The following is a 21,858-nucleotide window of genomic DNA, read 5'->3' as shown; positions in this document are numbered from 1 at the left end:
CATGGCCTCACGAGGCAAGCACCGTCGCCGCCGAACCAACAAGCTCACCCGAGGAGCCGTCATCGCCGGAACCGGCACCGCGGCCCTCGCCCTTCCCTTCCTGAGCGCGACCACCGCGAGCGCCGCGCAGCCGGCCAAGGCTCCCGCCGCCGCCCAGGCCGCCCCGCAGGCCGCGCCCCGGTCCGCGCAGTCCGCAGCCCAGGCCACGTCCCTCACGTATACCGTGACCAAGGGCGACACGCTCTTCCGCATCGCGGACAAGCACGAGGCCCAGGGCGGCTGGCGGAAGATCTACAAGGACAACCGCAAGGCCATCGGCGACAACCCGGACCTGATCCACCCGGGCCTCGGCCTGAAGCTCAAGACGACCAAGGCGAGCGCGGACAGCACGGTCAGCGCGGACAGCACGCAGAGCTCGCAGAGCACGGAGAGCAAGCCCAGCGAGCCGAGCACGACGGCCGACAACACGTCCACGACCGCCGCCGAGCAGTCCTCCGGGTCCGCCAACGACCCCACCCCGGCCTCCGACACGACGTACACGAACGACCTCGACGGGTGGATCCGCCAGGCGCTGGACGTCATGGCCAAGAACGGGATACCCGGGTCGTACGACGGCATCCACCGCAACATCATGCGCGAGTCGTCCGGCAACCCCCAGGCCATCAACAACTGGGACTCCAACGCCGCGAAGGGCACCCCCTCCAAGGGTCTCCTCCAGGTCATCGACCCGACCTTCGCCGCGTACCACGTGGCCGGCACGTCGGACGACCCGTACGACCCGGTCGCGAACATCGTGGCGGCCTGCAACTACGCCGCCGACCGCTACGGCTCGATCGACAACGTCAACGGACCGTACTGATCCGCCAGGCACCTACCGGCCGGGCCGAGCGGGCGATGAGCTCCGCCGGCCCGGCCCGCCCGGCGCCGGTACGGACACGGTTCCGGGCGTGGTTCCGGGCGCCGGATGCGCCGCGGCCCCGCCGCGCGGAAACAGCCGCTCCAGCACCACCGCGATGCCGTCCTCCTCGTTGGACAACGTCACCTCGTCGGCGACGGCCTTGAGTTCGGGGTGGGCGTTGGCCATGGCGACCCCGTGCGCGGCCCAGTCGAACATGGGGATGTCGTTCGGCATGTCCCCGAAAGCGATGGTGTCGGCCGGTCCCAGCCCGAGGTGCCGGGCGGCCAGGGCGAGGCCGGTCGCCTTGGTGATCCCGCATGGCTGGAGTTCGACGGTGCCGGGCCCCGACATGGTGACCGTCGCGAGGGAACCGACCGCTCCGCGGGCCACCGCCGCCAACTCGTCGTCGGACAGGGACGAATGACGCAGCAGCACCTTGCTGATGGGCTCGCACCACAGGTCGTCGCGCCGCTGGACCCGTACGGCGGGAAGAGTCGGATGCGGCATCAGATAGCCCGGCTCGATGAGGGTGAGCCCGTCCACACCGTCCTGGTCGACGGCCGCGTACACCTGCCCGACCTCGGCCTCGATCTTGCCGAGCGCGGTCGCGGCCAGCTCCCGGTCCAGGGTCACCGACCACAGCAGCCGGTCCGCGCCGGCGTCGTACAACTGCGCGCCCTGCCCGCACACCGCGAGCCCCTCGCTCCCGAGGTCCTCCAGCAGGGGGCGCACGCGGGGCGCGGGGCGTCCCGTCACCACCAGGTGCCGCGCGCCCCCGGCCACGGCTCGGGCCAGCGCCGCGCGCGACCTGTCGGAGAGCGTGTCGTCGCCGCGGAGCAGCGTTCCGTCCAGGTCGGTGGCGATCAGAGCGTATGCGGTGCGCGGGTTCATGATCAGAGAATACGGACCGCCGAGGCCCCCCTGTCCGGCGTGAACCGGACGACGTACGTTGACCGTTCGGACATCAGGGGGTCCCGCTCCGCCCGCACGGCGTCGCATGGCACGGGCCCGGGCCCGACGCCCCACCGATCGACGCGCCTCCCGCCGACGGCGTCACCCGAAAGTGACGAACGGGACGCCAGATCCGTGCCGCTCCGTCTCTCTCCCCTCAACAGACTCGCCGCTCCGTCTCTCTCCCCTCGGCAGGCCCGCCGCTCCGCCCGTCTCTCTCCCTCCGGCAGGTCCGCGCCCCACGGCGATCCGTCCCCTCACCCGTGGGCGGCCGCCAGATGCCTGGCCAGCCGGGGCGACGCGAACTCCGTCCCGCACACGAACCGCATCACCGGCCCGTACGACGCCGCCGACGGCAGCCCCGTGAAGTACAGCCCCGGCACGGACGCCCGGTATCCGGCGCCCAGCTTCGGCGTCCCCTGGCTCACCACCAGCTCCGTACGCAGCTCGTGCGCGAGGAAGTCCATCGCGGCGATGTCCACGCGATAGCCGGTCGCCGCGATCACATGGTCGGCCGACAGCTCCTCCGTACGGCCCCCGTGCGTGCGGACCGCCAGCAGCGGGCGCCCGCCGATGACACCGGCACGGACGACCCCCGAGATCTCGCGCACGCCCACCGTGCCCTCGAAGCGCTCGCGCAGCCACCACGCGCCCAGCGGTCCGAGGACGCGGCGGACCAGGTAGTGGCGGGCCTCGGCGGGGAGGTAACGGTAGGGGTGCGGGTAGTAGCTGAGGGCCCACAGCGACCAGGCACGCCCGAAGGGCGACTCCGGGCGGAGCCTGGGCTGGTCCCAGGGCGGTGCCCCGAACGCCACCTTGCCGTGTCCGCGTGAGACCACCCGTACGCGCGCCCCGGCCTCCGCGGCCAGCGCCGCCGTCTCCAGGGCGGACTGTCCCGCGCCGACGACGAGGAGTTCCTTGCCGGCGAACCGGCTCAGGTCGTGGTGCTGCGCGCTGTGCGAAACGGGTCCCGTGGGGCTGGGCCCGTCGGTGGCCGCTCCCCTGAGCTCGGGCGGGAGATGGGCGAGACCGGAGAGCCCGGTCGCCACGACGACGGCCCGCGCCGTGAACGCCTCACCGGAGTCCAGCTTGAGTTCGAAGCCCCTGCCGTCCCCGCGCCGGTCCACGGACACGACGCGCACCCGCTCCAGATCGGGCACCAGATTCTGCTGGAACCACTCCCCGTAGGCGACGAAGGTCTCGACCGGGATGATGTCCTCGTCCGTGACCAGTCGCGGAATGTCCGCCGCGTCGCAGTAGTCGACGAGGGTGTGCCCGCGCTGCGGCGCGTCGATGTTCGAGGCGGCGGGCGTCGACTTGAGCAGCATGCCCGCGGGCATGTGGTCCCGCCAGCTCACCATGGGTTCGCCGAAGACGCGTACGGGAACGCCACGCGCCCGTAGATGCGCGGCGGTGGACAGACCGAACGGCCCGGCGCCGATCACTGCAACCGGATGAATCACGAAGTCCCTCCCCAGGACGCGTTGTGCCTACTTCGTGGTCGAACTGGTCGAGCTGGTCGAACCGGCCAACTGACGGAACTGGTCAACTGACGGATCCGGTCAACGGACGGAACTGGTCAACTGACGGAACCGTTCGGACGGGCCCAACCGGTCGCCCCGCCCCGGCGATTGGTCCGCCACAGTTGATAGAGGTGCTTCGCGCCCGGCCGCACGAAGCGCGCGAGCATCGTGAAGAAGGGCCGCAGGTCGTCACCCGCGAGCCACGCCAGCTCCGTACCACTCGCGCGTGCGGGCGCGTGCGGGGTCGTGTAGCCGCTGCGCCGGTAGGCGATCAGGGCCGGCAGATCGATGTTCTCCACGACGTACCGATGGCCGGCGCGCTGCTCCCCCTCCGGAACCGGCCGCCCGGTCAGATCGAGATGCATGGCGCGGACGACGTCGATCCCGGCCTCGGTCTCGAACAACCGGAACTGCGCGCCCATCCGCGGGTTGAAGTCCAGCAGCTTGTACTGACCGTCCCTCCGGTCGAACCGCAGATCGAGGTCGACGACCCCGCTGAAGCCGATCTCCTTGATGAAACGTGCGGCGAGGTCCGCGAGTTCCGGATTGTCCACGACGTACGCGTTGGCCGTCATGCCCGCGTGGGGCGGCCACGAGCGCACCTTCACGCCGGTGAACATCGCGAGCGGCGTCGACTGGGCGTCGAAGTACGCGTGCACGATCCAGTCCTCGGCGTCCTCCCGTGGCAGGTACTCCTGGAGGATCACGCCGGGCCGTTCCCCCCACTCCTTGGCGAGCCGCAGCAGCCCCTCCCGGCTGCCGATCCGCGTGGTGCCGTTCACGGCGGGCCGGGCCCTGCGCACGAAGGCCTCCCGGTTCTTCGCCACCACCGGGAAGCGGGCCGTCCCGGCGAAGCGCTCGATCTCGTCGTACGACTGCGGGAAGACGGCCATGGGGCTCGCGATCCCGTGTTTCACACACAGGTCGTGCAGACCCTGCTTGCTGGCGAGGCGACGCGGCAGTCCGCTGTCCACCCGCGGGAACAGGAATCTGCCGGCGAGCGCCGCCTGGTGCTCGGCGATGAGCACGGCGGCCTCCTCGTCCGTCGGGATGAGCAGGGCCGGCCGCCCGATCCGCCGTCCGATCCGCAGCAGCCCCTCCACCAACCGTTCCGGAGCCTCGGTCCCGGTGGTCGGCCACACGAACGCCCGGTGCAGATACCGTGAGACGGCGGCGGGCGTGTAACGGTCCTCGGTGATCGCGTACATCGGCACACCGAGCCGGCCGAGACTGCGGATGGCACCGACGCCACCGTGATGCAGCGGGTAGTCGCCGAATTTCACGATCAGTCCGGGCACGCCCCGGTCGACACCGAACGGCACGCGCCGGGCATTCCTGGCCACGGGTCCCCCCACGTGTCCCCCCTTACGGACCCGGACCCACCCCGCCCGCGTCCCCTGAGGAAGCTAAGCCGGAATTTCTGGTTCCGACCGCTCCGTATCCGGACATTACTAACTCTTTAGGCATTGGCGACCACTGACCGCTCAGGTCACTCCCCCGTAACGTGTGCCGCAACGACAACGGCCGCACGACGGCCGCGTACAACGGCTGGACGTAGCGCACGGAAAGCGAGGCACACCCGCATGCCCCCCTTCGACGTCCCCGAGGGCGACCCCTTCGGCCCGCACAACCTTCCGTACGGCGTTTTCTCCCGGCCCGGCTCCGAGACCCGGACCGTCGGTGTCCGCCTGGGCGACCACGTCCTCGACGCGGGAGCCGCGGCACTGGCCCTTTCCTCCCCTTACGCCGCCGTCCTCTCCCGCCCCACCCTCAACCCGCTCCTCGCGGCGGGCCGCACCACGTGGTCGGACGTCCGCCGAGCCCTCACCGCCTGGCTGACGGTCCCGTCCCACCAGCAGACGATCGCCCCTTACCTCCACCCCCTCGCCTCCGTCACCCTCCACCTCCCCTTCGAGGTCGCGGACTACGTCGACTTCTACGCCTCCGAGAACCACGCCCGGAACGTCGGCCAGATCTTCCGCCCCGACGCCGCGGACTCGCTGACCCCCAACTGGAAGCACATGCCGATCGGTTACCACGGCCGGTCCGGCACCGTCGTCGTCTCGGGCACCGAGGTGGTGCGCCCCGCGGGCCAGCGGAAGCCCCCACCGACCTCGCCCCCGCCTTCGGCCCCTCCACCCGCCTGGACATCGAGGCCGAGGTCGGCTTCGTGGTGGGAACGCCCTCCCCCATGGGCACCCCGGTCCCCCTGTCCTCCTTCCGGGACCACGTCTTCGGCCTGTGCCTCCTGAACGACTGGTCGGCGCGGGACGTCCAGGCCTGGGAGTACGTGCCCCTCGGGCCGTTCCTCGGCAAGTCCTTCGCCACGTCCGTCTCGGCCTGGATCACCCCGCTCGACGCCCTGGAGGAGGCCCGCGTGGCTCCTCCCGAGCGCACACACGACCTGCTGCCCTACCTGGACGACACGGCCGAGGATCCCGCCGGCTACGACCTCCGCATCTCCGTGGCGATCAACGGCCACGTCGTCTCCGAGCCGCCCTTCTCGACCATGTACTGGACCGCCGCGCAGCAGTTGGCCCATATGACGGTGAACGGCGCCTCCCTGCGCACGGGCGACCTGTACGGCTCCGGAACGGTCAGCGGCCCCTCGGAACGCGAGCGCGGCTCCCTCCTGGAACTCACCTGGAACGGCCGCGACCCCCTCGACCTCCCCGACGGCAAGCGCACCTTCCTGGAGGACGGCGACGAGGTCACCCTCACGGCCTGGGCCCCGGGCCCCCATGGCACGCGCGTGGGACTGGGCGAGGTGAGGGGCCGGGTCGTGGCCGGTCGGTAGTGTCACGTGCTCTGTGACCGCCGGCTCGCCTCGACCCGGGGGCGCCGGAATACGGCGCCCCCGCGCTTCATATCTCCGGCAGAATCCGCTCGAAGAACTCCCGGTCCTCCACGAAGGTCGGGTCCAGTGCCAGGAACTCCTCCACAGTGACCCACCGCGCGTCACTCACCTCGCCGGGTTGCATGACGACCTCCCCCTCTCCCTCCGCCCCTCCCACGTCCGCTGTCCACCAGTGCAGCCGGAACTGCCGGTCGTCCGTCTCCGACTCCCACACCTTCGCCAGCGGGGACACCTTCAGTCCCACCTCTTCGCGGACCTCCCGGACCAGTGCCTCCGCCTGGCTCTCCCCTGGCTCGACCTTCCCGCTGAGGGGCGCCCAGTAGCCCGACCGCCAGGCCTCCGGGCCGCGCTCTATCACGAGCACGCGATCGCCGCGGCGCAGCACCGCGACGACGGCGTCCCGCTGCCCCGGCTCGTCCGGCTGCCCCGACTGGTCCGGCTGCTCCGACTGCTCCGACCGTGCCGGCTCGTCCCACTGGTCCATCGCGCGTCTCCTACGCCCAGTCGTCCGGCCCGGGGTCCGGCTCCGCGTCCGGCCAGTCGAAGGGGTCGTCGTCGGCGTCCGCGTCCACGTCGCCCGCCCCGCGCGCCGAGGCCTTCGAGCCCTCGGAGGCCACGGGCTCGTCCGGAGCCCCGCCCAGGGCGGCGAGCACCGCCAGCACCCCCTCCCCGTACGTCGCCAGCTTCTTCTCCCCGACCCCGCTGATGCCACCCAGCTGGTCCACTGACGTCGGCCGCACCGTGGCGATCTCGCGGAGCGTGGCGTCGTGGAAGATGACGTACGCTGGGACGCCCTGCTCGCGCGCCTGCTCGGCACGCCAGGCGCGCAGCGCCTCGAAGACCGGCAGCAGTTCCTCGGGCAGCTCCGCCACCGCGGCCTTCGCCTTGCGGTCGCCCCGGCCGGACGACGAGCCCCCCGAGGCAGCCCCCGAGGCCACCGGCTTCTTCGGCTCCTTCCGCAGCGGCACCTCCCGCTCCCGCCGCAGCACCGACCCGCTGTCGTCGGTCAGCACCAGCGTCCCGTACTCGCCCTCCACCGCGAGCAGCCCCTGCGCGAGCAACTGCCGTACGACCCCCCGCCATTCGCCCTCACTCAGCTCCTCGCCGATCCCGAAGACGGACAGCTGGTCGTGGTCGAACTGGATGACCTTGCCGGTCCGCTTCCCCAGCAGGATGTCGATGATCTGCACGGCTCCGAACTTCTGCCCGCGTTCCCGCTGCAACCGCACCACCGTGGACAGCAGCTTCTGCGCGGCGACGGTGCCGTCCCAGGTCTCCGGAGGGGTCAGGCACGTGTCGCAGTTGCCGCAGCCTCCAGGCACCGGCTCCTGCCCGAAGTAGGCGAGCAGCTGCCCCCGCCGGCACTGGACCGTCTCGCACAGCGCCAGCATGGAGTCCAGGTGGGCGGCTGCCCGGCGGCGGAAGGCCTCGTCGCCCTCACCGGTCTGGATCAGCTTCCGCTGCTGGACGACGTCCTGGAGCCCGTACGCCATCCACGCCGTGGACGGCGACCCGTCACGGCCCGCACGGCCCGTCTCCTGGTAGTACCCCTCCACCGACTTCGGCAGATCGAGGTGCGCGACGAACCGTACGTCCGGCTTGTCGATGCCCATGCCGAAGGCGATGGTCGCCACGACGACCAGGCCCTCCTCACGCAGGAACCGTGCCTGGTGGGCGGCGCGCGTGCCGGCGTCCAGACCGGCGTGGTACGGCACGGCCTCGACGCCGTTCCGGCTGAGGAACTCGGCTGTCTTCTCCACCGAGTTCCGCGACAGGCAGTACACGATCCCCGCGTCGCCCGCGTGCTCCTGCTTGAGGAAGGACAGCAGCTGCTTCTTGGGGTCGGCCTTGGGGATGATCCGGTACTGGATGTTGGGCCGGTCGAAGCTGGCCTCGAAGTGGCGGGCCCTCGGCATGACCAGGCGCTCGGTGATCTCCCGGTGCGTGGCGCGCGTGGCCGTCGCGGTCAGCGCGATACGGGGGACGTCCGGCCAGCGCTCGCCCAGCAGCGACAGTGCCAGGTAGTCGGGCCGGAAGTCGTGGCCCCACTGCGACACGCAGTGCGCCTCGTCGATCGCGAACACCGAGATCTTGCCTCGCGACAGCAGGTCCAGAGACGTTTCGAGCCGCAGTCGCTCCGGCGCCAGATACAGCAGGTCCAGCTCGCCGGCCAGGAACTCCGCCTCGACCACGCGCCGCTCGTCGAAGTCCTGCGTGGAGTTGATGAACCCGGCGCGCACGCCCAGCGCCCGCAGCGCGTCCACCTGGTCCTGCATCAGCGCGATCAGCGGGGAGACGACCACGCCCGTGCCCGGTCTGACCAGCGCCGGAATCTGGTAGCAGAGTGACTTGCCGCCGCCGGTCGGCATCAGCACGACGGCGTCGCCGCCCGCCACCACGTGCTCGATGATCGCTTCCTGCTCACCGCGGAAGGCCTCGTACCCGAAGACCCGGTCCAGCACGGCCAGCGCCTCGCTGTCTGCCGAGCGCGCTGCCCCTGCGACCGCCCCGTCCACTTCCGCCATCACACCAGTCCCGCCCATCCCACTTGTCACCCGTCCCCCGTGCGTCGTCCGTGTTTCCCCCGCCCTTGCCACGATAGGGGCCCGCACCGACAGCCTCAGAGTTATCCACAGGCTGCACCCCTGGTATCCGGCCTCCTCCGCCCGCATCCGTGACAGACGACGGGACCCGGCCCCCTGAGGAGACCGGGTCCCACGCGTGTCCGCACCGCTCAGCGGAGCGTCACCGCACGAACACTCCCGCCTGTCCCGCCAGGTCCAGGAAGTACTGCGGCGCCACACCGAGCACGAGCGTGACCGCCACGCCCACCCCGATCGCCGTCATGGTCAGCGGTGACGGCACGGCGACCGTCGGCCCCTCGGGGCGCGGCTGGCTGAAGAACATGAGCACGATCACGCGGATGTAGAAGAACGCCGCGATGGCCGACGAGATCACACCGATCACGACGATCGCTCCCGCCCCGCTCTCGGCCGCCGCCTTGAACACGGCGAACTTCCCGGCGAACCCGGAGGTCAGCGGGATACCCGCGAAGGCCAGCAGGAACACCGCGAACACGGCCGCCACCAGCGGGGACCTGCGTCCGAGCCCGGCCCACTTGGACAGGTGGGTGGCCTCGCCGCCCGCGTCCCGTACGAGGGTGACCACCGCGAAGGCGCCGATCGTCACGAACGAGTACGCGCCCAGGTAGAACAGCACCGACGAGACGCCGTCCGGTGAGGTCGCGATGACACCCGCGAGGATGAATCCCGCGTGCGCGATCGACGAGTACGCCAGCAGCCGCTTGATGTCGGTCTGGGTGATCGCGACGATGGCGCCGCCCAGCATGGTGACGATCGCGACGGCCCACATGACCGGCCGCCAGTCCCAGCGCAGGCCGGGCAGGACGACGTACAGGAGCCTGAGCAGCGCCCCGAAGGCCGCCACCTTCGTCGCCGCCGCCATGAAGCCGGTGACCGGCGTCGGCGCGCCCTGGTAGACATCCGGAGTCCACATGTGGAACGGCACCGCGCCCACCTTGAACAGCAGGCCCATGACCAGCATCGCGCCGCCGACGAGCAGCAGCGCGTCGTTGCCCATGGTGTTGGCGAGCGCCGGGCTGACGTTCTGGACGGTGCCGTCGACGACCTGGGCGATCGTCGCATAGGACACCGAGCCCGCGTACCCGTACAGCAGCGCGATGCCGAAGAGCGTGAACGCGGAGGCGAAGGCGCCCAGCAGGAAGTACTTGACCGCGGCCTCCTGCGAGATGAGCCGCTTGCGGCGGGCCACGGCGCACAGCAGGTACAGCGGCAGCGAGAAGACCTCGAGGGCGATGAACAGGGTCAGCAGGTCGTTCGCCGCAGGGAAGATCAGCATGCCGCCGATCGCGAAGAGCAGCAGCGGGAACACCTCGGTGGTGGTGAACCCGGCCTTCACCGCGGCTTTCTCGCTGTCGCTGCCCGGCACGGACGCGGCCTGCGCGGCGAACGAGTCGACGCGTTTGCCGTGCGCCGCCGGGTCCAGCCGCCGCTCGGCGAAGGTGAACACGCCGAGCAGTCCGGCCAGCAGGATCGTGCCCTGAAGGAACAGGGCAGGTCCGTCGACGGCGATGGCGCCCATCGCCGCGATGCCGGCCTTCGTGGTGCCGTATCCGCCCGCCGCGAGCCCGACGACCGCCGCGAAGGAGGCGGCGAGTGCGACGATGGCCACGAACACCTGGACGTAGTACCGGGACCTGCGTGGCACGAAGGCCTCGATCAGCACCCCGAGGATCGCCGCCCCGATGACGATCAGGGTGGGCGACAACTGCCCGTACTCGATCTTCGGCGCCTGGATCTTCTCGATCGGATCGGCTGCCATTGTCCACAGGCTGTGGACGGCTGGTGCGCTCACTTGGCCGCCTCCACCTCGGGCTGGGGGTCCTTCTTATGGACGTCGGACATGGTCTGCTTCACCGCCGGGTTGACGATGTCGGTGACCGGCTTCGGGTAGACGCCCAGGAAGATCAGCAACACGACCAGCGGGGCGACCACCACGAGTTCCCGCACCCTGAGGTCGGGCATGTGTTTGACCTCGGCCTTCACCGGGCCCGTCATCGTCCTCTGGTAGAGGACGAGGGTGTAGAGGGCGGCGAGGACGATGCCGAAGGTGGCGATGATCCCGATCACCGGATAGCGCGAGAACGTGCCGACCAGGACCAGGAACTCACTGACGAACGGGGCGAGCCCGGGCAGGGAGAGGGTCGCGAGGCCGCCGATCAGGAACGTGCCGGCGAGCACCGGGGCGACCTTCTGCACGCCCCCGTAGTCGGCGATGAGCCGCGACCCGCGCCGCGAGATCAGGAAGCCCGCCACGAGCATCAGCGCGGCGGTCGAGATCCCGTGGTTGACCATGTAGAGCGTGGCGCCCGACTGGCCCTGGCTGGTCATCGCGAAGATGCCCATGATGATGAAGCCGAAGTGCGAGATCGACGCGTACGCGACCAGGCGCTTGATGTCGCGCTGGCCGACGGCGAGCAGCGCACCGTAGATGATGCTGATGAGGGCGAGGACGAGGATCGCGGGCGTCGCCCACTTGCTCGCCTCCGGGAACAGCTGCAGGCAGAAGCGCAGCATCGCGAACGTGCCCACCTTGTCGACGACCGCCGTGATCAGGACGGCGACCGGGGCAGTGGCCTCGCCCATCGCGTTCGGCAGCCAGGTGTGCAGCGGCCACAGGGGCGCCTTCACCGCGAACGCGAAGAAGAAGCCGAGGAACAGCCACCGCTCCGTGCTGGTCGCCATGTGCAGCGAACCGTTGGCGCGGGCCTCGGCGATCTCCGTGAGCGAGAAGTTCCCGGCGACCACGTACAGGCCGATGACCGCGGCCAGCATGATGAGGCCGCCGGCCAGGTTGTAGAGGAGGAACTTCACGGCCGCGTACGACCGTTGCGTCGCGGCCGTCTCCTCTCCGTGCTCATGGGCACGGTCCCCGAAGCCACCGATGAGGAAGTACATCGGGATGAGCATGGCTTCGAAGAAGATGTAGAAGAGGAAGACGTCGGTGGCCTCGAAGGAGATGATCACCATCGCCTCGACGGCCAGGATCAGGGCGAAGAAGCCCTGCGTCGGCCGCCACCGCTTGCTGCCCGTCTCCAGCGGGTCGGCGTCGTGCCAGCCCGCCAGGATGATGAACGGGATCAGCACGGCCGTGAGCGCGATCAGCGCCACCGCGATGCCGTCCACGCCCAGCTCGTACCGCACCCCGAACTCCGGGATCCAGGCGTGGGATTCGGTGAGTTGGTAGCGGGCGCCGCCCGGGTCGAAACGCACGAGCACGGTCACGGCGAGCGCGAGCGTGCCCAGCGAGACGATCAGCGCCAGCCATTTGGCGGCGGTGCGCTTGGCGGCCGGTACGGCGGCCGTGGCGATCGCCCCTAGGGCCGGGAGCACCGCCGTCGCTGTCAGCAGAGGAAAGGACATCGGTATCAGACCGCCCTCATCAGCAGGGTCGCGGCGATGAGGACCGCCGCACCGCCGAACATCGAGACCGCGTACGACCGCGCGAAGCCGTTCTGCAGCTTGCGCAGCCGTCCGGAGAGGCCGCCCATCGTGGCTGCCGTGCCGTTGACGACGCCGTCGACCAGCGTGTGGTCGACGTACACCAGGGAGCGCGTGAGGTGTTCGCCGCCGCGGACCAGGACGACATGGTTGAAGTCGTCCTGGAGGAGGTCGCGCCGGGCGGCCCGGGTGAGCAGCGATCCGCGCGGGGCGACGACCGGGACGGGGCGACGACCGTACTGGGCGTAGGCGAAGCCGACGCCGACGACCATCACGGCCACCGTGGAGAGCGTGACCGTCAGCGCGCTGACCGGCGGGTGGCCGTGCTCGAAGCCGGTGACCGGCTCCAGCCACTTCACGAACCGCTCGCCGATGCCGAAGAACGCGCCCGCGAAGACGGAGCCGACGGCCAGCACGATCATGGGGATCGTCATGACCTTGGGCGACTCGTGCGGGTGCGGCTCGTTGCCGTGCTCGTCGGGCTGCCAGCGCTTCTCGCCGAAGAACGTCATCAGCATCACCCGCGTCATGTAGAACGCCGTGATGGCCGCGCCCAGCAGGGCCGCGCCGCCGAGGATCCAGCCCTCGGCGCCGCCCTTGGCGAACGCCGCCTCGATGATCTTGTCCTTGGAGAAGAAGCCGGACAGACCGGGGAAGCCGATGATCGCGAGGTAGCCGAGGCCGAACGTCACGAAGGTGATGGGCATGTACTTCCGCAGGCCGCCGTACTTCCTCATGTCGACCTCGTCGTTCATGCCGTGCATGACCGATCCGGCGCCGAGGAACAGCCCGGCCTTGAAGAAGCCATGCGTCACCAGGTGCATGATCGCGAAGGCGTAGCCGATGGGGCCGAGGCCCGCGGCCAGCACCATGTAGCCGATCTGCGACATGGTCGACCCGGCGAGGGCCTTCTTGATGTCGTCCTTCGCACAACCGACGATCGCACCGAAGAGGAGCGTGACCGCGCCGACCACGGTGACGGCCAGCTGAGCGTCGGGCGCCGCGTTGAAGATGTCCCCGGAGCGGACGATCAGGTAGACGCCCGCGGTCACCATGGTCGCGGCGTGGATGAGGGCCGAGACCGGGGTCGGGCCCTCCATCGCGTCCCCGAGCCAGGACTGCAGCGGCACCTGGGCGGACTTGCCGCAGGCGGCGAGCAGCAGCATCAGGCCGATGGCGGTGAGTTTGCCCTCGCCGGCGTCACCGGTGGACTGAAGGACCGGCCCGAAGGCGAAGGTCCCGAAGGTGGTGAACATCAGCATGATGGCGATGGAAAGCCCCATGTCGCCGACGCGGTTGACCAGGAAGGCCTTCTTCGCGGCGGTCGCGGCGCTGGGCTTGTGCTGCCAGAAGCCGATCAGCAGGTACGAGGCGAGACCGACGCCCTCCCAGCCGACGTACAGCAGCAGGTAGTTGTCGGCGACGACGAGCAGCAGCATCGCCGCGAGGAACAGGTTCAGATAGCCGAAGAAGCGGCGTCGGCGCTCGTCGTGCTCCATGTACCCGATCGAGTACACATGGATGAGGGAGCCGACTCCGGTGATGAGCAGGACGAACGTCATCGACAGCTGGTCGAGCTGGAAGGAGACGTTCGCCTGGAAACCCTCGACCGGGATCCAGCTGAACAGGTGCTGCATCAGCGTTCGGTCTTCGGGGCTCTTGCCCAGCATGTCGGCGAAGAGGACGACGCCGAGCGCGAAGGAGGCGGCCGCGAGAGCCGTGCCGATCCAGTGGCCGACGGCGTCGAGGCGCCGGCCGCCGCACAAGAGGACGGCCGCTCCGAGCAGGGGCGCCGCCACCAGCAGCGCAATCAGGTTCTCCACGATTCTTCCGACCCCTTACAGCTTCATCAGGCTGGCGTCGTCGACCGAGGCCGAGTGGCGGGCACGGAACACCGACACGATGATCGCGAGTCCGACCACGACCTCCGCCGCGGCGACCACCATCGTGAAGAAGGCGATGATCTGGCCGTCGAGGTTGCCGTGCATCCGGGCGAAGGCGACGAACGCGAGGTTGCAGGCGTTGAGCATCAGCTCCACGCACATGAACACCACGATCGCGTTCCGCCTGATGAGCACGCCGGTGGCGCCGATCGTGAACAACAGGGCCGCGAGATACAGGTAGTTGACGGGATTCACTTCGAGGCCTCCCCGCTGTTCGAGCCTCCGCTGTTCGAGCGCTCCAGCCGGTCCTCGGCGCGCTGCTCCAGTGCCTTGAGGTCACTGAGCGCCTCGGTCGACACGTCACGGACCTGGCCGCGGTCCCGCAGCGTCTTGCTGACGGTGAGCTCGGACGGGGTGCCGTCCGGGAGGAGACCCGCGATGTCCACCGCGTTGTGCCGTGCGTACACACCGGGCGCCGGCAGCGGCGGTACGTGCTTGCCCTCGCGGACGCGCTGCTCGGCCAGCTCGCGCTGGGTCTTGGCGCGCTCGGTGCGCTCGCGGTGGGTGAGCACCATGGCGCCCACCGTGGCCGTGATGAGCAGGGCGCCGGTGAGCTCGAAGGCGAACACGTACTTCGTGAAGATGAGGGCGGCGAGGCCCTCCACGTTGCCGTTCGCGTTCGCCCGGCCCAGGCCGTTGAACTGCTTCAGCGAGGCGTTGCCGATGCCCCCGATCAGCAGGACGCCGAAGCCGAGGCCACAGAGAAGAGCCAGCCAGCGCTGGCCCTTGATGGTCTCTTTCAAGGAGTCCGCCGCCGTGACGCCGACAAGCATCACCACGAACAGGAACAGCATCATGATCGCGCCGGTGTAGACGACGATCTGCACGACGCCCAGGAAGTAGGCGCCGTTGGCGAGGTAGAACACCGCCAGGACGATCATGGTGCCGGCGAGGCAGAGCGCACTGTGCACGGCCTTCTTCATGAAGACGGTGCACAGGGCGCCGATCACGGCGATCGTGCCGAGCACCCAGAACTGGAATGCCTCACCGGTGGAGGTGGTGTAGGCGGCGAGCTGTGCGGTCATGCGTCAGCCCCCTGTTCCTCGGCCGCGCCCGAAGGGCCTGCCGATTGATGCTGTTCGCCCTTGGAGACGGCGGCCTGAGGCTCCGTCCCGGGCGCGGCCTCGGTGACGAGTCCCCGGTAGTAGTCCTGCTCGTCCATGCCGGGGTAGATCGCGTGCGGCGTGTCGACCATGCCCTCTTCGAGGCCGGCGAGCAGCTGCTCCTTGGTGTAGATGAGGTTGGCGCGGCTGGAGTCGGCCAGCTCGAACTCGTTGGTCATCGTCAGCGCGCGCGTGGGGCACGCCTCGATGCACAGGCCGCACAGGATGCAGCGGGCGTAGTTGATCTGGTAGACGCGGCCGTACCGCTCGCCCGGCGAGTAGCGCTCCTCGTCCGTGTTGTCCGCGCCCTCCACGTAGATCGCGTCGGCGGGACAGGCCCAGGCGCACAGCTCGCAGCCGATGCACTTCTCCAGGCCGTCCGGATGGCGGTTGAGCTGGTGCCGGCCGTGGAACCGCGGTGCGGTGGTCTTCTGCTGCTCCGGGTACTGCTCGGTCAGCCGCTTCTTGAACATGGCCTTGAAGGTCACGCCGAAGCCGGCGACGGGGTTCTGGAAACCCGGCTTGGTCTCCTTCGGCTCGTCAGCCATCGGACGCCTCCCTTCCACTCGAAGATCCGTCACTGTCAGTATCGGACCCGCCACTGACAATCAGCTCCCGCTCACGGCGCGGGCGCCTGCGCGGCACCGGTGGCAGGGTCTGTCCGGGCAGGGGCGGTACGGGGAATCCGCCGGCCATGGGGTCGAACGCGGCGGGTTCGGCGGGCTTGTCCTGCGCCTCCTGACGGTTGCGGAACATGTCCGCGACGAACGAGAGCAACAGCAGGGCGAGGACGGCTCCGCCGACGTACAGCGCGATCTCGGAGAATGCGTAGTTCTCGTTGCGCAGGGTCCGCACGGTCGCGACCAGCATCAGCCAGACCACGGAGACCGGGATGAGGACCTTCCAGCCCAGCTTCATCAGCTGGTCGTAGCGGACGCGCGGGAGCGTGCCGCGCAGCCAGATGAAGAAGAACAGCAGCAGCTGCACCTTCACCACGAACCAGAGCATGGGCCACCAGCCGTGGTTGGCGCCCTCCCAGAAGGTGCTGATCGGCCACGGTGCCCGCCAGCCGCCGAGGAAGAGCGTCACGGACACGGCCGAGACGGTCACCATGTTCACGTACTCGGCGAGCATGAACATCGCGAACTTGATGGACGAGTACTCGGTGTTGAAGCCGCCGACCAGGTCGCCCTCGGACTCCGGCATGTCGAAGGGGGCGCGGTTGGTCTCGCCGACCATGGTCACGATGTAGATCAGGAACGAGACCGGCAGCAGGACGACGAACCAGCGGTCCTGCTGGGCCTCGACGATCGCCGACGTCGACATCGACCCCGAGTAGAGGAACACGGAGGCGAAGGCGGCGCCCATGGCGATCTCGTACGAGATCATCTGCGCGCACGAGCGCAGGCCGCCGAGCAGGGGGTACGTGGATCCGGAGCTCCAGCCCGCCAGCACGATCCCGTAGATGCCCACCGAGGCGACCGCGAGGATGTAGAGCATCGCGATCGGCAGGTCCGTGAGCTGCATCGTGGTGCGCTGGCCGAAGATCGAGACCTCGTTGCCGGCCGGCCCGAAGGGGATCACCGCGATCGCCATGAAGGCCGGGATGGCCGCGACGATCGGCGCGAGGACGTACACCACCTTGTCCGCGCGTTTGACGATGACGTCTTCCTTGAGCATCAGCTTGATGCCGTCGGCGAGCGACTGGAGCATGCCCCAGGGGCCGTGCCGGTTGGGGCCGATGCGCAGCTGCATCCAGGCGACGACCTTGCGCTCCCACACGATGGAGAAGAGCACGGTCACCATCAGGAAGGCGAAGCAGAACACCGCCTTGATGACGACCAGCCACCACGGGTCGCGGCCGAACATGGAGAGGTCCTCCGCGGCGAGGTACGCCGTCACGCCTCCACCTCCTTCGAGTCCTCGGGGGCGAGGGTCGCCGGGCCGATGCGGACGAGTGCGCCGGGCAGCGCCCCGGTGTCGGAGGCGACGCCTGTTCCGGCGGAGTTCAGCGGGAGCCAGACCACGCGGTCGGGCATCTCGGTGATCTGCAGCGGGAGTTCCACGGCCCCGGCGGGGCCGCTGATCGCAAGGAGGTCACCGTCCTTGACGCCCGCCTCGGCGGCCGTGGCGGCCGACACGCGCGCGCGTGCGGCGTGCCGCGTTCCGGCGAGTGCCTCGTCGCCGTCCTGGAGGCGGCCCTGGTCGAGCAGCAGCCGGTGCCCGGCCAGGACGGCCTCTCCGGCGGCCGGCCGCGGCAGCTGGCCTCCGATCGCCAGCGGGTCGCTCGCCTGCGGCCCGTCCCACGCGCCGAGGCGGTCGATCTCCGCGCGCGTGGTGCGCAGATCGGGCAGACCGAGGTGGACGTCCATGGCGTCGGCCAGCATCTGGAGCACACGCCCGTCGCTGGGCGCCAGGCGGCGGGTCATCTGGTCGGGCTTGAGGGCGGCCTCGAAGGGGCGTACCCGGCCCTCCCAGTTGACGAAGCTGCCCGCCTTCTCGGCGACGGCGGCGACGGGGAAGACCACGTCCGCGCGCTCGGTGACCTCGCTGGGCCGCAGTTCCAGCGACACCAGGAAGCCGACCGAGGCAAGCGCCTCACGCGCGCGTGCCGGGTCGGGAAGGTCGGCGACCTCCACGCCCGCCACCACGAGCGCGCCCAGCTCGCCGCTCGCTGCGGCCTCGACGATCTGGCCGGTGTCGCGGCCGTGGCGAAGCGGGAGTTCGGCGACGCCCCAGGCGGAGGCGACCTCGACCCGCGCGCGTGAGTCGGTGGCCGGGCGCCCGCCCGGCAGCAGCGACGGCACCGCGCCCGCCTCGATCGCGCCGCGCTCCCCGGCCCGGCGCGGAATCCACACCAGCCCGGCTCCGGTCGCGGTCGCGGCCCGTACGGCGGCGGTGAGCCCGCCGGCCACCGCGGCAAGCCGCTCACCGACGACGATCACCGCGCCCTCGGTGCGCAGCGCCTCGGCGGCCTTCGCCCCGTCCTCCTCCAGGCCGACCCGGCCCGCGAGGGCGTCCAGCCACTCGGTCTCGGTGCCGGGCGCGGCCGGCAGCAGCGTGCCGCCGGCCTTCTCCAGGCCCCGGGTCCCGTACGTGGCCAGCGAGAACACCTTCTGTCCGTGCCCCCGCCAGGCCTTGCGCAGCCGCAGGAAGACGCCGGGTGCCTCCTCCTCGGCCTCGAACCCGACGAGCAGCACCGCGGGCGCCTTCTCCAGCGAGGCGTACGTGACGCCCGTACCGTCGAGGTCGTGTCCGCGTCCCGCCACCCGGGCGGCCAGGAAGTCGGCCTCCTCGCCGCTGTGCACGCGCGCGCGGAAGTCGATGTCGTTCGTGTCGAGCGCCACGCGCGCGAACTTGCTGTACGCGTACGCGTCCTCGACGGTCAGACGGCCGCCGGTCAGGACACCGGCACGGCCGCGCGCGGCCGACAGCCCCTGGGCCGCGGCCGCGAGGGCCTCCGGCCAGGAAGCGGGCTCCAGCTCACCCGACTCGCCGCGCACGAGCGGCGTCGTCAGCCGGTCCGGCCGCTGCGCGTACCGGAACGCGAACCGCCCCTTGTCGCAGATCCATTCCTCGTTGACCTCGGGGTCCTGTGCGGCGAGCCGCCGCATGATCTTGCCGCGCCGGTGGTCCGTACGCGTCGCGCAGCCGCCGGAGCAGTGCTCGCACATGGACGGCGAGGAGACCAGGTCGAAGGGGCGGGAGCGGAAGCGGTACGCCGCCGAGGTCAGCGCGCCCACCGGGCAGATCTGGATGGTGTTCCCGGAGAAGTACGACTCGAAGGGGTCGCCCTCACCGGTACCGACCTGCTGGAGCGCGCCCCGCTCGAGCAGCTCGATCATCGGGTCGCCCGCGATCTGGTTGGAGAACCGGGTGCAGCGGGCGCACAGCACGCACCGCTCACGGTCGAGCAGCACCTGTGTGGAGATCGGCACGGGCTTCTCGAAGGTGCGCTTCTTTCCTTCGAAGCGGGACTCGGCGTGGCCGTGCGACATGGCCTGGTTCTGCAGGGGGCATTCACCGCCCTTGTCGCAGACCGGGCAGTCCAGCGGGTGGTTGATGAGCAGGAGCTCCATCACACCCTTCTGGGCCTTCTCCGCGGCGGGCGAGGTGAGGTGGGTCTTGACGACCATCCCGTCGGTGCAGGTGATCGTGCAGGACGCCATGGGCTTGCGCTGGCCCTCGACCTCGACGATGCACTGGCGGCAGGCGCCGGCCGGGTCGAGGAGAGGGTGGTCGCAGAACCGTGGGATCTCGATGCCGAGTTGCTCGGCGGCCCGGATGACCAGGGTGCCCTTGGGCACGCTGATCTCGACGCCGTCGATCGTCAGCGAGACGAGGTCCTCCGGCGGGACCGCCGCTTCTCCGCCCCCGGACGGAGCGCTGGTGGTCACCGTCATGCGTTCACCTCCGTGCGCTTGTCGGCCCAGGCCGTGGACTTGGCCGGGTCGAAGGGGCAGCCCCGGCCCGTGATGTGCTCCTCGTACTCCTCGCGGAAGTACTTGAGGGAGGAGAAGATCGGCGAGGCGGCGCCGTCGCCGAGGGCGCAGAAGGACTTGCCGTTGATGTTGTCGGCGATGTCGTTCAGCTTGTCGAGGTCGGACATGACGCCCTTGCCGGCCTCGATGTCGCGCAGCAACTGCACGAGCCAGTAGGTCCCTTCACGGCAGGGTGTGCACTTGCCGCAGGACTCGTGGGCGTAGAACTCGGTCCAGCGGGTGACGGCCCGTACGACGCAGGTGGTCTCGTCGAAGCACTGCAGGGCCTTGGTGCCGAGCATGGACCCGGCGGCGCCTACGCCCTCGTAGTCGAGGGGCACATCGAGGTGCTCGTCGGTGAACATCGGCGTGGAGGAGCCGCCCGGCGTCCAGAACTTCAGCCGGTGCCCGGGCCGCATGCCGCCGCTCATGTCGAGGAGCTGGCGGAGCGTGATGCCGAGCGGGGCCTCGTACTGACCGGGGCGCGCGACGTGGCCGCTGAGCGAGTAGAGCGTGAAGCCAGGTGACTTCTCGCTGCCCATCGACCTGAACCAGTCCTTGCCGTTTTTCAGAATCGCGGGAACCGAGGCGATCGACTCGACGTTGTTCACAACAGTCGGGCACGCATAGAGGCCCGCGACAGCAGGAAAGGGGGGACGGAGCCGCGGTTGACCACGGCGGCCTTCGAGCGAGTCCAGCAGTGCGGTCTCCTCACCGCAGATGTACGCGCCCGCGCCCGCGTGCACGGTGATGTCGAGGTCGAGTCCGCTGCCCAGGATGTTCTCGCCGAGGTAGCCCGCCGCGTAGGCCTCTCGCACGGCCTCGTGCAACCGCCGCAGAACGGGGACGACTTCACCACGCAGATAGATGAAGGCATGCGACGACCTGATGGCATAACACGCGATGACCATGCCCTCGATGAGGCTATGCGGGTTCGCGAAGAGGAGCGGAATGTCCTTGCACGTTCCGGGCTCCGATTCGTCGGCGTTGACAACTAGATAGTGCGGTTTTCCATCACCCTGCGGAATGAACTGCCATTTCATTCCCGTCGGGAATCCCGCGCCTCCGCGCCCGCGCAGACCGGAGTCCTTGACGTACGCGATCACGTCGTCCGGTGACATGGCGAGCGCCTTGCGGAGCCCCTCGTACCCTTCGTGCCTTCGGTAGACATCCAGCGTCCAGGACTTGTCCTCGTCCCAGAAGGACGACAGCACGGGTGCGAGCAGCTTCTCCGGGCTGTGGTCCTTGATCTCGGCTGCCAACGTCATCACTCCCCCTCCTCGGCGTCAGGACCCGCCGGGCGGGCGGGGTCGGTGGCCGATGTGTCCTGCGGCTCGTCGTGGGGTCCGCCGTCCCGCGGATGCACCACGCGCGCGCCGGCCTCGCCCTTGGCCAGGCGGAGGCCGATCAGGGAGGCGGGTCCCGCGCTGCCGCTCGCCTCGACGGCTCCGTCCCGTTCGTCGGGGAACCCCGCCAGGATCCGGGCGGTCTCCTTGAACGTGCACAGGGGGGCGCCTCGGGTCGGCTCGACCTGCGCTCCCGCACGCAGGTCGTCGACGAGCTGCCTCGCGCTGTCCACGGTCTGGTTGTCGAAGAACTCCCAGTTGACCATCACGACCGGCGCGAAGTCGCAGGCCGCGTTGCACTCGATGTGCTCCAGGGTGACCTTGCCGTCGTCGGTGGTCTCGCCGTTGCCGACGCCCAGGTGGTCCTGGAGCGCCTCGAAGATGGCGTCGCCGCCCATCACCGCGCACAGGGTGTTGGTGCAGACGCCCACCTGGTAGTCACCGGAGGGCTTGCGCCGGTACATGGTGTAGAAGGTGGCGACCGCGGTGACCTCGGCCGTGGTCAGGCCGAGCACCTCGGCGCAGAACTGCATGCCGGTGCGGGTGACGTGGCCCTCCTCCGCCTGCACGAGGTGCAGCAACGGCAGCAGGGCCGAGCGGGAGTCCGGGTAGCGGGCGACGACCTCCGCCGCGTCCCGCTCCAGCCGGGCCCGAACGTCGTCCGGGTAGTCGGGCGGGGGCAGTTGGGGCATGCCCAGGCTGACGCCCTCGGGGG

General features: G+C 70.1%; 16 protein-coding genes and 1 pseudogene. 2 read left to right on the top strand and 15 right to left on the bottom strand.

The features are described 5' to 3' along the window. Position 1 precedes the first annotated feature (1 nt). Positions 2-859 carry a LysM peptidoglycan-binding domain-containing protein gene (locus tag E0500_RS12740; RefSeq protein WP_131571592.1) on the top strand — a complete coding sequence of 286 codons (858 nt, stop codon included), beginning with the start codon at positions 2-4 and terminating at the stop codon, positions 857-859. Positions 860-871: 12 nt separating this feature from the next. Here E0500_RS12740 and E0500_RS12735 read toward each other — a convergent pair whose 3' ends face one another. From E0500_RS12735 to E0500_RS12725, 3 genes are all read right to left on the bottom strand, one after another. After that, positions 872-1,789 (bottom strand): HAD family hydrolase, encoded by a 918-nt coding sequence (locus E0500_RS12735; protein WP_228023388.1) that lies wholly within the window; start codon positions 1,787-1,789, stop codon positions 872-874. Positions 1,790-2,106: 317 nt separating this feature from the next. Further along, positions 2,107-3,312 carry an FAD-dependent oxidoreductase gene (locus E0500_RS12730; protein ID WP_131571595.1) on the bottom strand — a complete coding sequence of 402 codons (1,206 nt, stop codon included), beginning with the start codon at positions 3,310-3,312 and terminating at the stop codon, positions 2,107-2,109. A gap of 116 nt (positions 3,313-3,428) precedes the next feature. Then, on the bottom strand, positions 3,429-4,694 hold the full coding sequence (locus tag E0500_RS12725; RefSeq protein WP_131571598.1) for an ATP-grasp domain-containing protein: 1,266 nt from the start codon (positions 4,692-4,694) through the stop codon (positions 3,429-3,431). 261 nt (positions 4,695-4,955) lie between these two features. Between E0500_RS12725 and fahA the strand changes: the two are divergent. Continuing rightward, positions 4,956-6,169 (top strand): annotated as a pseudogene (fahA, locus tag E0500_RS12720) (fumarylacetoacetase). A 67-nt stretch (positions 6,170-6,236) separates the two neighbouring features. Here the strand turns inward: fahA and E0500_RS12715 are convergent. From E0500_RS12715 to nuoE, 12 genes are all read right to left on the bottom strand, one after another. After that, positions 6,237-6,713 carry an NUDIX domain-containing protein gene (locus tag E0500_RS12715; RefSeq protein ID WP_131564979.1) on the bottom strand — a complete coding sequence of 159 codons (477 nt, stop codon included), beginning with the start codon at positions 6,711-6,713 and terminating at the stop codon, positions 6,237-6,239. 10 nt (positions 6,714-6,723) lie between these two features. Continuing rightward, entirely contained in the window at positions 6,724-8,772 is a 2,049-nt protein-coding gene (gene recQ, locus E0500_RS12710) for a DNA helicase RecQ (protein ID WP_131564981.1), read from the bottom strand. A 202-nt stretch (positions 8,773-8,974) separates the two neighbouring features. Beyond that, entirely contained in the window at positions 8,975-10,624 is a 1,650-nt protein-coding gene (gene nuoN, locus E0500_RS12705; RefSeq protein ID WP_131564984.1) for an NADH-quinone oxidoreductase subunit NuoN, read from the bottom strand. Continuing rightward, positions 10,621-12,192, bottom strand: coding sequence for an NADH-quinone oxidoreductase subunit M (locus E0500_RS12700; protein ID WP_131564986.1), 1,572 nt, complete (start codon positions 12,190-12,192; stop codon positions 10,621-10,623). Before E0500_RS12700 ends, nuoN begins: the two co-directional genes overlap by 4 nt. A gap of 5 nt (positions 12,193-12,197) precedes the next feature. Further along, entirely contained in the window at positions 12,198-14,093 is a 1,896-nt protein-coding gene (gene nuoL, locus E0500_RS12695; RefSeq protein ID WP_131564988.1) for an NADH-quinone oxidoreductase subunit L, read from the bottom strand. Between the two features lie 15 nt (positions 14,094-14,108). After that, positions 14,109-14,408, bottom strand: coding sequence for an NADH-quinone oxidoreductase subunit NuoK (gene nuoK, locus E0500_RS12690; protein ID WP_131564991.1), 300 nt, complete (start codon positions 14,406-14,408; stop codon positions 14,109-14,111). Further along, positions 14,405-15,238 carry an NADH-quinone oxidoreductase subunit J gene (locus tag E0500_RS12685; RefSeq protein WP_131564994.1) on the bottom strand — a complete coding sequence of 278 codons (834 nt, stop codon included), beginning with the start codon at positions 15,236-15,238 and terminating at the stop codon, positions 14,405-14,407. The genes nuoK and E0500_RS12685 overlap by 4 nt, the downstream gene beginning before the upstream one ends. Beyond that, positions 15,235-15,864, bottom strand: coding sequence for an NADH-quinone oxidoreductase subunit NuoI (gene nuoI / locus E0500_RS12680; protein WP_131564996.1), 630 nt, complete (start codon positions 15,862-15,864; stop codon positions 15,235-15,237). Before nuoI ends, E0500_RS12685 begins: the two co-directional genes overlap by 4 nt. After that, on the bottom strand, positions 15,857-17,218 hold the full coding sequence (gene nuoH, locus E0500_RS12675; protein WP_131564998.1) for an NADH-quinone oxidoreductase subunit NuoH: 1,362 nt from the start codon (positions 17,216-17,218) through the stop codon (positions 15,857-15,859). The genes nuoI and nuoH overlap by 8 nt, the downstream gene beginning before the upstream one ends. After that, positions 17,215-19,719, bottom strand: a complete 2,505-nt coding sequence (locus E0500_RS12670) for an NADH-quinone oxidoreductase subunit G (protein WP_131565000.1) — start codon at positions 19,717-19,719, stop codon at positions 17,215-17,217. The genes nuoH and E0500_RS12670 overlap by 4 nt, the downstream gene beginning before the upstream one ends. Then, positions 19,716-21,068: an NADH-quinone oxidoreductase subunit NuoF gene (gene nuoF / locus E0500_RS12665; RefSeq protein WP_181586977.1), complete on the bottom strand. Its 1,353-nt coding sequence runs from the start codon at positions 21,066-21,068 to the stop codon at positions 19,716-19,718. Before nuoF ends, E0500_RS12670 begins: the two co-directional genes overlap by 4 nt. Further along, on the bottom strand, positions 21,065-21,835 hold the full coding sequence (gene nuoE / locus E0500_RS12660) for an NADH-quinone oxidoreductase subunit NuoE (RefSeq protein WP_131565025.1): 771 nt from the start codon (positions 21,833-21,835) through the stop codon (positions 21,065-21,067). The genes nuoF and nuoE overlap by 4 nt, the downstream gene beginning before the upstream one ends. Between the last annotated feature and the right edge of the window lie 23 nt (positions 21,836-21,858).

It is taken from the genome of Streptomyces sp. KM273126, from assembly GCF_004337435.2.
Taxonomy (GTDB): domain Bacteria; phylum Actinomycetota; class Actinomycetes; order Streptomycetales; family Streptomycetaceae; genus Streptomyces; species Streptomyces acidicola.
This window is presented reverse-complemented; position numbering and strand designations above follow the sequence as displayed.